14 protein-coding genes are annotated in these 13,573 nt (G+C 71.6%); 7 read left to right on the forward strand and 7 right to left on the reverse strand.

Annotated elements, in window-relative coordinates; all coding sequences use genetic code 11:
* Positions 1-173 precede the first annotated feature (173 nt).
* Entirely contained in the window at positions 174-788 is a 615-nt protein-coding gene (locus tag ACE3OG_RS08780) for an HPF/RaiA family ribosome-associated protein (protein WP_374307711.1), read from the forward strand.
* Between the two features lie 108 nt (positions 789-896).
* Here ACE3OG_RS08780 and ACE3OG_RS08785 read toward each other — a convergent pair whose 3' ends face one another.
* Complete coding sequence (locus ACE3OG_RS08785; RefSeq protein ID WP_374307713.1) at positions 897-1,496, reverse strand: superoxide dismutase; 600 nt, start codon at positions 1,494-1,496, stop codon at positions 897-899.
* Between the two features lie 240 nt (positions 1,497-1,736).
* Here ACE3OG_RS08785 and ACE3OG_RS08790 point away from each other — a divergent pair, with 240 nt between their 5' ends.
* A complete protein-coding gene (locus tag ACE3OG_RS08790; RefSeq protein WP_374307715.1) occupies positions 1,737-2,867 on the forward strand; it encodes a hypothetical protein in 1,131 nt (376 codons plus the stop codon).
* Here ACE3OG_RS08790 and ACE3OG_RS08795 read toward each other — a convergent pair.
* A complete protein-coding gene (locus ACE3OG_RS08795; protein ID WP_374307717.1) occupies positions 2,842-4,980 on the reverse strand; it encodes a S9 family peptidase in 2,139 nt (712 codons plus the stop codon). The two genes, ACE3OG_RS08790 and ACE3OG_RS08795, sit on opposite strands and share 26 nt — an antisense overlap.
* Before the next feature lie 431 nt (positions 4,981-5,411).
* Between ACE3OG_RS08795 and ACE3OG_RS08800 the strand changes: the two genes are divergently transcribed.
* Positions 5,412-5,825: a MucR family transcriptional regulator gene (locus ACE3OG_RS08800; RefSeq protein ID WP_374307719.1), complete on the forward strand. Its 414-nt coding sequence runs from the start codon at positions 5,412-5,414 to the stop codon at positions 5,823-5,825.
* Positions 5,826-6,028: 203 nt separating this feature from the next.
* Here ACE3OG_RS08800 and ACE3OG_RS08805 read toward each other — a convergent pair whose 3' ends face one another.
* Together ACE3OG_RS08805 and ACE3OG_RS08810 are read right to left on the reverse strand one after the other, a co-directional pair.
* On the reverse strand, positions 6,029-6,454 hold the full coding sequence (locus ACE3OG_RS08805) for a SufE family protein (protein ID WP_374307721.1): 426 nt from the start codon (positions 6,452-6,454) through the stop codon (positions 6,029-6,031).
* 165 nt (positions 6,455-6,619) lie between these two features.
* Positions 6,620-6,967, reverse strand: a complete 348-nt coding sequence (locus ACE3OG_RS08810) for a hypothetical protein (protein WP_374307723.1) — start codon at positions 6,965-6,967, stop codon at positions 6,620-6,622.
* Between the two features lie 283 nt (positions 6,968-7,250).
* On the opposite strand from ACE3OG_RS08810, the gene ACE3OG_RS08815 reads away from it, so the two are divergent.
* A complete protein-coding gene (locus tag ACE3OG_RS08815; RefSeq protein WP_374307724.1) occupies positions 7,251-8,987 on the forward strand; it encodes a sensor histidine kinase in 1,737 nt (578 codons plus the stop codon).
* Entirely contained in the window at positions 8,980-9,669 is a 690-nt protein-coding gene (locus ACE3OG_RS08820; protein ID WP_374307726.1) for a peptidoglycan-binding protein, read from the forward strand. The genes ACE3OG_RS08815 and ACE3OG_RS08820 overlap by 8 nt, the downstream gene beginning before the upstream one ends.
* Before the next feature lie 81 nt (positions 9,670-9,750).
* Here ACE3OG_RS08820 and ACE3OG_RS08825 read toward each other — a convergent pair whose 3' ends face one another.
* Positions 9,751-11,382, reverse strand: coding sequence for an inorganic phosphate transporter (locus tag ACE3OG_RS08825; protein WP_374307728.1), 1,632 nt, complete (start codon positions 11,380-11,382; stop codon positions 9,751-9,753).
* 168 nt (positions 11,383-11,550) lie between these two features.
* Between ACE3OG_RS08825 and ACE3OG_RS08830 the strand changes: the two genes are divergently transcribed.
* Together ACE3OG_RS08830 and ACE3OG_RS08835 are read left to right on the forward strand one after the other, a co-directional pair.
* Positions 11,551-11,946, forward strand: a complete 396-nt coding sequence (locus tag ACE3OG_RS08830) for a DUF2267 domain-containing protein (RefSeq protein WP_374307730.1) — start codon at positions 11,551-11,553, stop codon at positions 11,944-11,946.
* 212 nt (positions 11,947-12,158) lie between these two features.
* Positions 12,159-12,365: a hypothetical protein gene (locus ACE3OG_RS08835; protein WP_374307731.1), complete on the forward strand. Its 207-nt coding sequence runs from the start codon at positions 12,159-12,161 to the stop codon at positions 12,363-12,365.
* Between the two features lie 16 nt (positions 12,366-12,381).
* Here ACE3OG_RS08835 and ACE3OG_RS08840 read toward each other — a convergent pair whose 3' ends face one another.
* Positions 12,382-12,966, reverse strand: a complete 585-nt coding sequence (locus tag ACE3OG_RS08840) for a hypothetical protein (RefSeq protein WP_374307733.1) — start codon at positions 12,964-12,966, stop codon at positions 12,382-12,384.
* Entirely contained in the window at positions 12,963-13,541 is a 579-nt protein-coding gene (locus ACE3OG_RS08845) for a DUF1214 domain-containing protein (protein ID WP_374307735.1), read from the reverse strand. The genes ACE3OG_RS08840 and ACE3OG_RS08845 overlap by 4 nt, the downstream gene beginning before the upstream one ends.
* Between the last annotated feature and the right edge of the window lie 32 nt (positions 13,542-13,573).

The following is a 13,573-nucleotide window of genomic DNA, read 5'->3' on the forward strand; positions in this document are numbered from 1 at the left end:
TATCTGTTCGCTCTGCGTTCCGCAAGGGAGGGCGATTATCCCTTTTGTCGACCACGGCTTGGCGCCACGCGCGAAGTCATTGACGGAACTTGCGCCAGCGCCATAGGTTAAGTCCTTTCGCCGGCGCTCGGCGGTCCTCCCCCTGGGCGCGGGCCTTCTGGAGGAGATGAGGCATGGATCGAAAGCTGCAGATCGTCTTCCGCGACATCCAGCACTCCGACGCGCTGGAGACTCTCATAACGGACAGGGCGCAGCGGCTCGAGAACGCCTTTTCGCACGTCATCGGCTGCCGGGTCGTCGTCGGCGCCGCCCATCGCAGCGCGCCCGTGGCGCCGCTCTGCCTGACCGTCGAGGTCGACGTTCCCGGCCGTCCGATGGTCGTCGCCAAGGCCGAGGCCAAGCGCAAGGGCGAGCAGACGGCGCTCGTCAACCACGCCTTCGACCTCGTCGAGCGACGGCTCGAGCAGCACGCGGAATTCTCCAAGAACACCCAGCGCCGGCTCGAGAACGCGCCGGAGACGGGCGTCGTCGCGCGCATGTTTCCCGAGCAGGGCCACGGCTTCATCGAGGTGCGCGGCGGCCCGGACCTCTATTTCGCGCGTCATTGCGTGATGCGCGGCGACTTCGACGCGCTCGAGGTCGGCATGCTCGTCGAGGTGACGCGCTCGCCGGCCGAGGGGCCGATGGGGCCGCAGGCGAGCGCGATCTACGTCGTCGCCGAAGCGGACGCCGCGGCGAGGGTCAAGGCGCGGGCGCAGGACAAGGGAGGCGCGCCGGCCGATTCATGAGGCGGCGCGCGCAGGCTCGCCCGCCGCGGCTATGGCGTTTTCCGTCGGCCGGACGGCTCCGTCCGGCCGGCGAGCGCCCAGACGGGCGGCGCGCCTAGGGCGCGGCGCTCATTTTCCGGCCTTGGCGTAAAGCTCGGCGACGTAGTCCCAGTTGACGAGATTGTCGATGAACGCCTTGAGATAGTCCGGCCGGCGGTTGCGGTAGTCGATGTAGTAGGAGTGCTCCCAGACGTCGACGCCGAGGAGAGGCGTCGCGCCCTGGAGCAGCGGGTTCTCGCCGTTGGGGCTCTTGCTGACCGAAAGCTTGCCGTCCTTCAGCGACAGCCACGCCCAGCCCGAGCCGAACTGCGTGGCGCCGGCCTGGGTGAACTCCTCCTTGAACTTGTCGACCGAGCCGAAGCTCTGGACGAGCGCCTTCTCGATCTCGCCGGGGATGGCGCCGCCGCCGTTCGGCTTCATCCAGCGCCAGAAATGCAGATGGTTGTAGTGCTGGGCGGCGTTGTTGAAGAGGCCGGCGTTCTTGCCGTAGGACTCCTTCACGATATCCTCGAGCGACTTGTCCTCGAGGCCGCTGCCCTTCAGCAGGTTGTTGCCGTTGGTGACATAGGCCTGATGGTGCTTGTCGTGGTGATATTCGAGCGTCTCCTTCGACATGTAAGGCTGCAGCGCCTCATAGGCGTAGGGAAGCTCAGGCAGGGTGAAGGACATGGAGTTTGCTCCTGACGTGGGGCGGGCGCGGCCGCTCAAGCTTACGTAGACCGCCGGCCTGCGCGCGGCAACCGCCGGCGGACGGCGATCCGGCGCAGGGCCAACGCTTAAGAGGGCGATAAGGATCGCCGGACAAAATCGCGGCGCGCCGCCTTGGCTTCGCCGCAAGCGCGAGCCATCAACGCCGCCGGCGCGGCGGCCGGAACTGAGCGCCGCTCAACGGGCGGCCGGAAGCGGACCATGAGCTACGCAACCTTCATCGTCGGACTGCTCGCGGCCGCCTTCGGCGCCTATGCGATGAATTTCGGTTGGGGCATCGTCGCCGTCGAGCGCGGCTGGGCGAGCCTCATAGCCGGAGCGGCGCTGCTTTCGGGCGGCCTTGTCGTCATGGCGCTCGCCCTGGTCATGGCGCAGGTCGCGCGGCTGCGCGCCGCCCTCGTCGAAACGCGGGCGCCTGCGGGCGCGGCGCAGGAGGAGGCGGAGCGGCTCGACGCGCCGTCGCAGGACGCGGCGCTCGTTTTCGAGCCGGCGGAGAGCCTCGCCCCGCCGCAGCCCGCCGCCGCCGCGTTCGAGGAAGCGCCCAAGGTTTTGACGAGAGAAGCGCCCCGGGAGCCGCCGAAGGCCGGAGGCGAAGAGGCGTCGCGGCCCCCCGCCGTCTCCGGCGCGCCGGAGCGCCGCGCGGTCGTTTGGGCGGATCGGCCCGATCGCCGGGACGAGGCGCAAAATGCCGCGGCCGACGCGCCTTCCCGTCGGGTCGAGGCGCCCGCGCCGCCGGACAACACGCCGGAGGCCTCGATCGACGACGTCCGCCGCGTCGTCGCCCAGACGATCCGGGAGCGGACCGCCGCGCCGCCGCCGCCCGAGGCCGCGAGGGCCGCTCCGCCGCAGCCGGGCGAGCCGCTTCCCCGCGCGCAAGAGCCGCGAGCGCAGGGATCGCGGACGGAGGCGCCCGGCGCGGCCTCGGCCGGGCCGCCGGCGGACCCGATCGCGCAGGACATGAGCGGCGCGCAAAATGCGGCGGCGCAGGACCGGACTGACGCTTCGGCCGGTCAGGACGAGCGCCGCAAGACGCTGGACCGGGAGGTTCCGCGCCGCCGTCCCGCGGCGTCGTCCTTCCATCTGCCGCGCGCCGTCGGCCTCGACGGCCTCGGGCCGCGCTCGGGGACTGCGGAGGGCGCGGGAGCCGCGCCGGCGCGCAAACCGCCGGCGCCGCCGTCGGACGCCGCGGCGATCGGACGCTATGAGTCCGAAGGCACGTCCTATGTGATGTTCGCCGACGGCTCGATCGAGGCGACGTCGCCGCGCGGCGTGTTCCGCTTCTCCTCCATGACTGAGCTCAAGGCTTTCATGGAGCAGCAGGCGTCGGGCTGACGGGCTCGCGGCCGGCGCGGAACGCCCCTTGCGCGCAGGCGATCGCGAAGGCCTGCTGCAGCGCCGCCTCCTCGAGGCGGTCGAAGCGCCCGGAGGCGCCGCCATGGCCCGCCGCCATGTTGGTGCGGCACAGGAACGGCCCGCCGTCCGCGCGGGCGCGCAGGCGCGAGATCCATTTGAGGGGCTCCCAGTAGGTGACGCGCGGATCGGTCAGCCCGCCGAGCGCGAAGATCGGCGGATAGCGCTTCGCCTCGACGTTGTCGTAGGGCGAATAGGATCTTATGCGCGCGAAGGCGGCCGGCTCGCGGATCGGATCGCCCCATTCGAGCCATTCGGGCGGCGTCAGCGGCAGCTCGGCGTCGAGGATGGTGTTCAGCACGTCGACGAAGGGCACGTCGGCGACGATCCCGGCGAACAGCTCGGGCGCCATGTTGACGACGGCCCCCATCAGCATGCCGCCGGCGCTGCCTCCGTGCGCGACGATGTTTCCCTCGCGCGTGAAGCCTTGCGCGATCAGATGACGGGCGGCGGCGATGAAGTCCGTGAAGGTGTTCTTCTTGTTCTCGAGCTTGCCGTCGAGGTACCAGCGCCAGCCCTTGTCGGTCCCGCCGCGGATGTGGGCGATGGCGAAGACGAAGCCGCGGTCGATCAGGGAGAGACGCGGCGCGGAGAAGCCCGCCGGAACGGAGTGGCCATAGGCGCCGTAGCCGTACAGCAGCAGCGGCGGGCCGGCGGAAAGGTCGAGGCCGCGGCGATGGATGAGCGAGACCGGCACAAGTTCGCCGTCGGCGGCCGGCGCGTAGACGCGGCGCGAGACATAGGCTGCCGGGTCGTGGCCGCTCGGGATCTCCTGGCGCTTGCGCAGCACGCGCGCGCGCGTCGAAAGATCGTAGTCGTAGGTCTCGCGCGGCGTCGTCATGGAGGAATAGACGAAGCGGACGCTGCGCTGGTCGAAGGCGAGGCGCTCCTCGAGGCCGAGTGAATAGGCCTCCTCGTCGAAGGCGACGGCGTGGTCCTCGCCGCTCTCGACGTGGCGGACCATCAGCCGCGGCAGGCCGTTCTCCCGCTCGAGCCAGACGAGGTGCTCGGGAAAGACGGCGAAATCGACGATCATGCGGCCGGGGCGATGCGGAACCTCGCAGCTCCATGACGCCTTGCCGGGCGCCTCGAGCGGCGCGCTCGCGAGGAAGAAATCCTGCGCGCCGTCGGCGTTCGTCAGAATGTAAAGGCGCCCGCCGCGGTGCTCGACCTCGTAGCGCAGGCCGGGCGCGCGCGGCTCGACGCGACGCGGCCTCGCCTGCGGATCGGCGAGGTCGATGAGCCAGGCTTCGGCCGCGTCGTGGTCGCTGACGCTGATCACGGCGAAGGCGCCCGACTGGCTGCGCTTCAGATGGATGAACCAGCGCGGGTCGGCTTCGGCGAAGACGATCTCGTCGCGCGCTGGATCCTCGCCGAGGCGATGGCGCAGAACCTGCGCCGGGCGGTTGTCGTCGTCGATGCGCACATAATAGAAGTGAGCGGAATCCGCGCCGAACACGAAGGAGCCGTCCGTGTCGGCGACGACGTCGGGCAGGTCTTTTCCCGTGGCGAGGTCGCGCACGCGGATGAGATGCAGCTCCGATCCCTTCTCGTCGGCCGACCAGCCGAACTTCGCGTGATCGGGCGTGTGGCGCGCGTGAGCGAGGTCGAAGAAGGGCTTGCCGCGGCTTTCGGCCTCGGCGTCGAGGAGAACCTCGACCTTGCCGCCGTCCTCCTGCGAGCGGCGGAAGGAGGGATGCTGCGCGCCCTGGTCGTAACAGGCGTAGTAGAGATAAAGCCCGTCCGGCAGGGGCGCCTGCGCGTCGTCCTCCTTGACGCGGCCGCGCATCTCGGCGACGAGGGTCCGGCGCAGCGCCTCGAAGGGAAGAAGCGTCTGCGCCGCGTATTCGTTCTCCGCCTCGAGCGCGGCGCGCACGTCGGCGGGCAGGGCGGAAGGGTCGCGCAGCACCTCGCGCCAGTTTTCGGCCCGCATCCAGGCGTATTCGTCGGAGAGCTCGACGCCATGGACGCGCGCCACGTGCGGCTCGCGGGCCGCAGGCGGCGGGGGGACGGGCGCTTGCGGCGATGGGGTCACGGCGGAAATCCTGTGCGTATGTGCGCGAGCTGAAGCGGCGCCGGGGCCGACGCTGTTCACAAATTATGCAAACAAGCTCCTCCGGACAAGGCGCGGGCGGCGGGAGCGGCGGCATTGGCGCGGTCTAGCGTCTGCCCCGGGACGCATTCTCCAACAATCGTCAGGTCGTCGACGGCCTTTCATCGTCGCCTCAATTGGCGACCCCGGGCGTGGCGACGTTTTTTGTTTGTCCGCACGAAAGTTTGCTCGACGCTACTTGCGGATGTGCAAATCGAGTTTTAATAATGAAAGAGGTTCACACGAGTCGATTCGGGCGGCCGATTGTGACGACTTTGGGTTAACAGGGTTTCGGCGCTCTTTGCAGCCGGCGCGGCTCTCATGTCTCTTGGGCGGCGCGGCGTCGGACTCTTCTATTCGGGATAACTAACGCCATGAGCGATTCGTCAGGGTCCAACAGCTACATCGAACTGGCGGCGGACATCGTCTCCGCCTATGTCAGCAACAATTCGGTGCCCGCCAGCGATCTGCCCGCCCTCATCAACGAGGTTCACTCCGCCCTGCTGCGCGTCACCTCGGGGACCAATCCGCCCGTGGTCGAGGCGCCGAAGCCCGCGGTGCCGGCCAAGAAGTCGGTCACCAACGATTTTCTGGTCTGCCTCGAGGACGGGCGCAAGTTCAAGTCGCTGAAGCGGCATCTGCGCACCCAGTACAACATGTCGCCGGACGAATACCGTGAGAAGTGGGGCCTTGCGCCCGACTATCCCATGGTGGCGCCCAATTACGCCAAGGCGCGCTCCAATCTCGCCAAGCAGATGGGCCTCGGCCAGCAGCGCCGGCGGGCGTGATTCGGCCGGGCGCGGCGGCCGCTCCGGCCGGAGCCGCGCCCGCGCTCTTCAAGGCGACGAATCGCCCGGCGAGCCGCCGCGACGCGCTCCGGCGCTGATTCATGGCGGCTTCCCGATGCGGCCGGCGCAGCTGGATTTTGCGCGGCGCTTTCCTGACAAACGCTCCTGAAAAGAGCTTTCGACGTCGGCTCGGACGCGTCGGCTCAGGCGGCCGCGGCGGCGGCGCGCGCGTCCGACTTGATGCGCTCGACCATGGAGCGCACGCCGTTGCTGCGTTGCGGCGTAAGGTGCTGCGACAGCCCGAGCTGCGAAAACAGCGCCTGCGCGTCGGTCGCCAGAATCTCCTTGGGCGTGCGTTCCGAATAGAGCGCCAGCACGAGGGCGACGAGGCCGCGCACGATGTGGGCGTCGCTGTCGCCGGAAAAGACCAGGATCGTGCGGCCCGACGCGTCGGTCCCGGCTTTCGTCTCGAGCCAGACCTGGCTGGCGCAGCCGCGCACCTTGTTGGCGTCGGTGTGGGCCGCCGCGTCGAGCGGCTTCAGCGTGCGGCCGAGCTCGATCAGATAGCGGTAGCGGTCTTCCCAGTCGTCGAGATAGCTGAAGTTCTCGGTGATTTCGTCGATGGTCATGCGGGCCGCGTCTTGTCGGCTGGCGGGCGGAAGCCGGCGCGGCTTCGCCCGACCTGATTCGCGACGCGCCCGCGCCGCCGGAGCGCGGCGGGCGCCGCGCGGACGCGCTCTGCGCCACTATATATATTTTCGCGCGCGCGAAGGGCCAGAGAAATATCGGCCGCCTCACGGGGGGCGGCGCGGCGGACGCGGCGGATCGGACGCCTGCGCGCTCACGACATGCGGCGGCGGGCTCTCCTTCAAACGTTCCCTGGCGCTCTCGGGCGCGCCCGCCCCGGCGGCCAGCCGCGCAAGCGCTCCGACGTCGCCGGCGCAGGCGTGAAAATCCTGCGCGCAGCCCTTGAGCGCGCGCTCGCGCGCCCCCTCGACGGCGGCCGTCAACGCCGCCTGCGCCGCGTCGCCGCCTAGCGTGCGCATCGCCGCGGCCATCTCGCCGAGGCCGGAGCCGGCCGGCCAGGGCAGGAACGCGAAGACGATCGCGAGCCAGAAGGCGGCGCGCAGCAAAAGCCCCATCGCTCCCCTCAACCGTGACGCCGGACGCTCCGCTCTCATTCTGGCGGCGTTTCGTTAACGGAATCATCCGGTCCCCGCACGCGAGCGCGCAGAGGCGGCCAAGCAGCGGATTTGGCAAGGATTTCTACACCATGGCGAAAGTTTCGCCGCGCCCTTGCGCCGGCGGGGCGCCCATTTGGGGCGAATGTGGCGCGGCCGCCGCGCCGATTTAGGGCCGCCTTAACAAGCCGGCCTCAGCCTGCGTCCGAAGCGCCGCATCGACCTTCGGCGCGCGGAGCGAATCTTGGGCCTTTTCCCGAATTTCGACGCTCGCCGCGGCCCGGCGGACACGTCCTCCGCCGCCCCCCTTCCCGCACGGCGGCTTCCCCGAGTCCCGCTCGCGCTCGCGCCGATCCTGGCGGCGGCGACGCTCATCGTCCTGCGCGGCGCGCCTGGCGCCTTCGTCGCCGCGCTCGCGGGCGCCGTCGCCATCCCCCTCTGCGTCCTCGCGCTCATGGCCGCTCCCGGCGCGCTGGCGAGCCTCGCCGGCGCCTCGACGCTCGGCCTCGTCGCCGCCTCGCTGGCGGCCGCGCTCGGCGGCGAGGCGGGAGGCGCGGCGCTCGCCTGGCTCATCCTCGCCCCGGTCGACGCGATCGCTGCGGGCGAGGCGACGCTGGTCGCCGCCAGCGGCGCGAGCGCCCTGATCGCCTCGGCCGCCGCCGGAGGCGCCGACGCGCTGGGCGCTCCGGCGGCGGCCGGCCGCGCCCGGCCGGCCGGGCGCGGCCGGGCCGCCGGCGGCGCCGCGACGCGCGGCGGCCTGCGCGCCGCGCGTCGCCGGCGCGTCCGCTCCGACGCGCAGGACGTCTGCGGCCTCGCCGGCGACGCGGCGCTGCTTTACGACCGCTCCGGCCGCGCCCTCGCCCTCGCCGGGCCGAGGTCCGAAGCGTTCGGCCTCGGCGCGCGCGAGTTGCTCGGGCGCGGCTTCTTCGACCTCGTGCATGTCGCCGACCGCCCCGCCTTCCTGCAGGCGATCGCGCAGGCCGCGCGCGGCGGCGCCGGCGAAGCCTGCGCCGGCGCCGTGGTGCGGCTGCGCACGCGCGCCGCCTGCGCCGAGCCGGCGTTCCTGTGGCTCGACATGCGCGCGCGCGGCGACGGCGCGGGGCGCGCGCTCGCCGTGTTCCGCAACGTCGCCGAGCTCCGGGGGCGACAGGAGGAGATCGAGGCCGCGCGCGAGCGGGCAGCGGCGGCGGCCCTCTCCAAGGACCATTTCCTCGCCAGCATGAGCCACGAGCTGCGCACGCCGCTCAACGCGATCATCGGCTTTTCCGAAATTCTGCGCGAGGCGCCGGCGGACCCGGCCAAGCGGCGCGAATACGCCGCGATCATCCATCACTGCGGCCAGCATCTGTTGTCGGTCGTCGACTCGATCCTCGACCTCTCCAAGATGCGCTCGGGCGCCTTCGCCCTCAGCCCCGCGCCCTTCGGCGTCGCGCCGCTGGTCGACGACTGCTGCGACATGATGCGGCTGGACGCTGCGGCGCGCGACGTCCGCCTCGTCCGCCGCCTCGACGAGAACGTCGGCGAAATCGTCGCCGACCGGCGCGCCTGCCGGCAGATCCTCACCAACCTCCTGTCCAACGCCGTGAAGTTCTCAGCCCCCGGCGGCGAGGTGGGGATTTTCGCGCGCGTCGACGGCGGCCACCTCGAGCTGCGCGTCGCCGACGACGGGATCGGCGTCGCCGCGCAGGATCTGGAGCGGCTCGGGCGCCCGTTCTTCCAGGCCCGGAGCGCGCATGAGCGGCCATGCGAAGGCACGGGGCTCGGCCTTTCGATCGTCGCCGGCCTCGTCGGCCTGCACGGCGGGCTCATGTCGATCGAAAGCGAGCCGCAGCACGGCGCCCGGGTGACCGTGCGCCTGCCGCTGGATTGCCGCGCGGCCGCCGCGAGAGCCTGCGCCGACATCGAGATCATCGCGCGCTACCGCCGGGACGACGCGCGCGTCGAGCCCTCCCCGAACGAGATGGTGAAGAAAATTGCGTGAAGCTCTCGCCGCCGCCGGCCACGATTTCCTCGTCAGCGGCCCCCGTCCGTCCCGCGCGCGGCGCGGCGGCGGCCGGAAGAAATCCTCGCCCCGCGGCGCCGGCCGCGCGAAGAAGCGCGCCGCCGCGATCGCCCTCGGGCTCGTGTGCGTCGGCGCGCTCGCCGGCATCCTCGTCAACGCCCTCGCGCTGCAGAAGACGCGCCATCCTGCGCCGCTGTTCGCAAAGGCCGCTCCCGAGCGTCCGGCGCCTGTCGCCGTCGCGCCCGCGCCCCTGCCGGCGCCGCGGCCGCAGCCGGTCGTCGCCGCGCGCGAGGCCGAGGAGCCGCGCGCCGAGGCCAGGCCCGAAGAAAAAAAGCCCGAGGAGAAGCGCGCGAAGCCGCCGGCCGCCTCCGAGGCGCCGGCGCATGATCCGATCTCCGATCTCATCCGCACCGGCGCGCCGCCGCGGGAGACGTCGCCTGCGCGCGAGGCCGCCGCTCCCGCCGTCTCGAAGACGGTGATGGCGGCGCAGAAGGCGCTGGTGAAGCTCGGCTTCGTGCTGAAGGCCGACGGGGTGATGGGAGCTTCGACGCGTCAGGCGATCGAGCGCTTCGAGCGCGACCGCGGCCGCAAGAGCAACGGCGATCTGACCGGCGCGGCGGCGCGCGCGCTGAGCGCCGAGTCGGGCGTCGCGATCGAGTGAGGCGAGGCCCTGAAACGAAACGGGGCCGGACGAACGTCCGGCCCCGCGCGAGGAGGAGAAAGCCGCGCCGGCGGCGCGCCGTCAGATGAAACGCTCGAACTGGCGGAAAATCACGAACAGCAGCGCCGAGAGGGCGATGGCGCAGGGCAGGGTCAGCACCCAGGCGAGCGCCAGGCTGCGCACCGTGGACATCTGCACGCCGGAGCCGTTGGCGGCCATGGTCCCGGCGACGCCCGAGGACAGCACATGCGTCGTCGAGACCGGCAGGCCGAACGTGTCGGCCGCGGCGATGGTGCCCATGGCGACGAGCTCGGCCGCGGCGCCCTGCCCATAGGTGAGATGGCTTTTGCCGATCTTCTCGCCGACTGTGACGACGATGCGCTTCCAGCCGACCATGGTGCCAAGGCCCAGCGCGACGGCGACCGAGATCTTGACCCAGTCGGGGACGAAGCGGGTCGCCGCGTCGAGGTGCTTCTTGTAGGCGGCCAGCGAAGCGAGGTCGGCCTTGGTGAGCGCCGCCGCCTTGTCCTTCTGCAGGAAGCGGATCGCCTCGGAGGCGAGATACATGTCGTTGCGCACGTTGCCGACGCTCGTCGCCGGAATGGCGGCGATCGAGCCGTAGCGGTCGACCTGGCCGGCGATGTCGCGGATCAGCGCCGCGAGAGCCGGCATCGTGCCTTCGGTGAATTCGTGCGAGGCGATGTAGGCGGTGACGATCGGCCGCGGGTCGCCGATGACGTGATGGCCTCCGGCGATCGACTCCACGGTCTGCGAGGCGGCGTGCGAGCTTTCGATGAAGCTCGCGACCTCGCCCGGCGGCAAGGCCCGGTTCAGGGCGTAGGCGGTGGGCACCGTGCCGATCAGGATCAGCATGATGAGGCCCATGCCCTTCTGGCCGTCGTTCGAGCCGTGGGCGAAGGAGACGCCCGCCGAGGTGAAGATCAGCAGGCCGCGGATCCAGGCCGGCGGCGCGCCCTGCGCCTTCGGCGCGGCGTAGAGCTCGGGCTTGCGGACGAGGAGCTTCATCAGGAGGAGCAGGCCGGCGGCGCAGACGAAGCCGACGATCGGCGAGAACAGCAGCGCGTAGCCGATCTCGGTCGCCTTGCCCCAGTCGACGCCCGAGGTGCCGTCGCGCCCGCGCATCAGGGCGTTGGCGACGCCGACGCCGATGATCGAGCCGATCAGCGTGTGCGAGGAGGACGCCGGCAGGCCGAGCCACCAGGTGCCGAGGTTCCAGATGATCGCCGCGATCAGCATCGCGAAGACCATGGCGAAGCCGGCCTCCGAGCCGACCTGCAGGATCAGCTCGACCGGCAGCAGCGAGACGATGCCGAAGGCGACGGCGCCGGTCGAGAACAGCACGCCGAGGAAGTTGAAGAAGCCGGACCAGACGACCGCGACCGGCGGGGCGAGGGAATGGGTGTAGATCACCGTCGCCACGGCGTTGGCGGTGTCGTGGAAGCCGTTGACGAACTCGAAGCCGAGCGCGATCAGCAGGGCGACGCCGAGCAGCACGAAGGGCAGGGCGGATTTGACGCTTGTTCCGGCGGCGGACACGTCGCGGTAGATGCTGAAGGCGGTGAAGAAAAGGCCGAGGCCGAGCACCGCCAGAAGGGCGATCAGCGTGCGCATCGACATCGGCTTGTCGAGGTCGGGCTTCTTGACCGCCGCCGGCGGCGGCGCGGCGTAGTCTTGCGTGGCGATCGTGGTCATGGAAAGGCTCCCGGGGCGAAGGCGCGGGAACGGCCTAGCCATGACGCATGACAGAGCGATGACGACGCGCGCGCGCCACGGTTGCGGCGGCGCATGTCGAGCGGGATTTGGCGAGGTCCGGCGAGGTTCGGGCAAGCCTCGCGGCGGATGATGAGCGAAAGGGCAAGCATGACGGACAAGGATCAGCTCGACCGGCTCGTGACGCGGATTTCCGCCGCCGCCGGCGTCGACGAGGACGCGGCGCGCAAGGCGATCGGCGCCATTCTCGCCTTTCTGCGCAAGGAGGGGCGGCGGGAGGACGTCGACGAGCTGTTCGCCCGCCTGCCGGGGGCGGCCGAGGCGGCGGACGCGTCGGCCGCGCAGGGCGGCGCGCTCGCCGGCCTCATGGGCAAGATGGGCGGCGGGCTCATGGGCCTCGCCGCGCGCCTGACGGGGTTCGGCCTCGGCATGGCGCAGATGCAGACGATCGGCCGCGAATTGTTCGCCTACGCTCAGGAGCGGGCGGGCGAGGAGCGGGTGCGGGCCGTCGCCTTGTCCGTTCCCGGGCTCGGCCAGTTTCTCTGAGGTCGCCGCGGCCGTTGACGAAACGTCTTTCGTCCATCGGACGTTCGGCGCGGGAGCGGCGTGTGCGGCGGCGCGCTTCGGAGCGCCGCGCAAGGGCGCAGGCTCTTGCCTGAAGCGCGGGAAAGGCGCTGCATCGGCGAGGCCGGCGCGGACATCGAGCGTTTCGGCGTCGTGAGGGCCGGCGGCGCGCCGGCGAGTCGGAGGGCAGGCTGATGGGCGAAGTGATCGCTTGGAGACCAGCGCGCGAAGGCTCGCGCGCGGCGCGTCCGGGGCGGCCCGGGGACGTTCTTCTCTTCACCGGCGTGTGGCGCGAGCACGTGGCGCAGGCGCCCGCGGCGGGCGCCGGTCAGACGCGCCCCGCCTGCCCGGCGGCCAACCGCGGCGTCGGCGAGGAGCGGGCGGCGACGTCCGACAAATGAAGCGGGCGCCGCGAAGTCACGGCGCGGGCGGCTCCTCCCGCTTGCAGGAGATCGCGGCGGCGCGGCGCTCGGCGTCGGCCCGCTCGCCGGGGAAATCGGCGAGGGCGTCGACCAGCACGAAGCCGGTCGCGCTCGGAGCGACGAGGCGAAGCTCCTGCGTCGGCTCCTCGTCGTCCTCGTCCTCCGCCTCGAGCGCTTCGAGCTGGTCGTTGGTGAGCAGCAGCACCTCGATCGTTCCGCGCTGGGCGGCGTGCTCGCTCATCGAATAGAAGATTTCTCCGTCCGGGGCGCGGAAGCTCAGCGTCAGCATGCGTTCGGGATCGACCGGGCCGGAGACGCGCACCGGCCCGCGCGCGAGGTCGAACAGGCAGACGCTCTGCGCCAGCGCCGGATCGAGGAAGGGCGCCCATTGCGCCGCGGGCGTCGCGCGCGGCAGGAGCGTCGTCTCGCCCGGCCTGGCGAGGGCGGCGAGCCGGCGCATCGGCGGCTCGCCGACGATCCTCGGCAGGAGGAGCACGGCGCCGACATGCGCGGCCGCGGCCGCCAGCAGGACGCCGAGCGCCCACAGCGCGCCGGCGAGGATGCGGTCGAGCCGGCTCACGAGCAGTCCCCGCGCGTTATCGTCGGCAGGCTCTGCGCGTCGAAGGCGAGGCTCGAGGCGCTGAACTCGGATTCGTAAAGGCGAAGCATCAGCGCGAACGGGCCGGCCTGCGGCAGCGGCGTCCAGTTCCCCGGCCGCGCATGGCGCGACAGGACGATGCGGAAGCCGCCCCGCGCGTCGCGCAGAAGCTCGCTCGAGGTGAAGCCGTAGCGCTCGGCCGCATTGGGAAGGAGGCGTCCCTCGGGCGACAGCGCGCTGAGGGTCCAGCGGCGGGCGGCGGGGGTGCGGCCGGAGACGATGTAGTCGCAGCGCGCGTCGAGCCGCCCGCCGTCGCTGTCCGCGTGGGCGAGGAAGCTCAGCCCCTCCGTCGCCCCGAGCGGGATTTCGCCCGTATGGGCGAACGTCGCCCGCGCGTAGGGGTCGAGGCCCGCGCCGTCGCGGCGCGCAAAGGCGACCCACGGCCCCGCGCGCGTCGCGCCGAAGCCGAAGCCCGTCTGGAGCGTCAGAGCCGTCGCCGCAAGGCCGAGGCAGAGGCCGGCGACGAGCACGAGGAGATATTTTCCAAGAAGCAGCACGGGTTTGACCAGGCCGGGCGCGGGGTCGCGGG

It is taken from the genome of Methylocella sp. (assembly GCF_041905455.1).
Classification (GTDB): Bacteria; Pseudomonadota; Alphaproteobacteria; order Rhizobiales; family Beijerinckiaceae; genus Methylocapsa.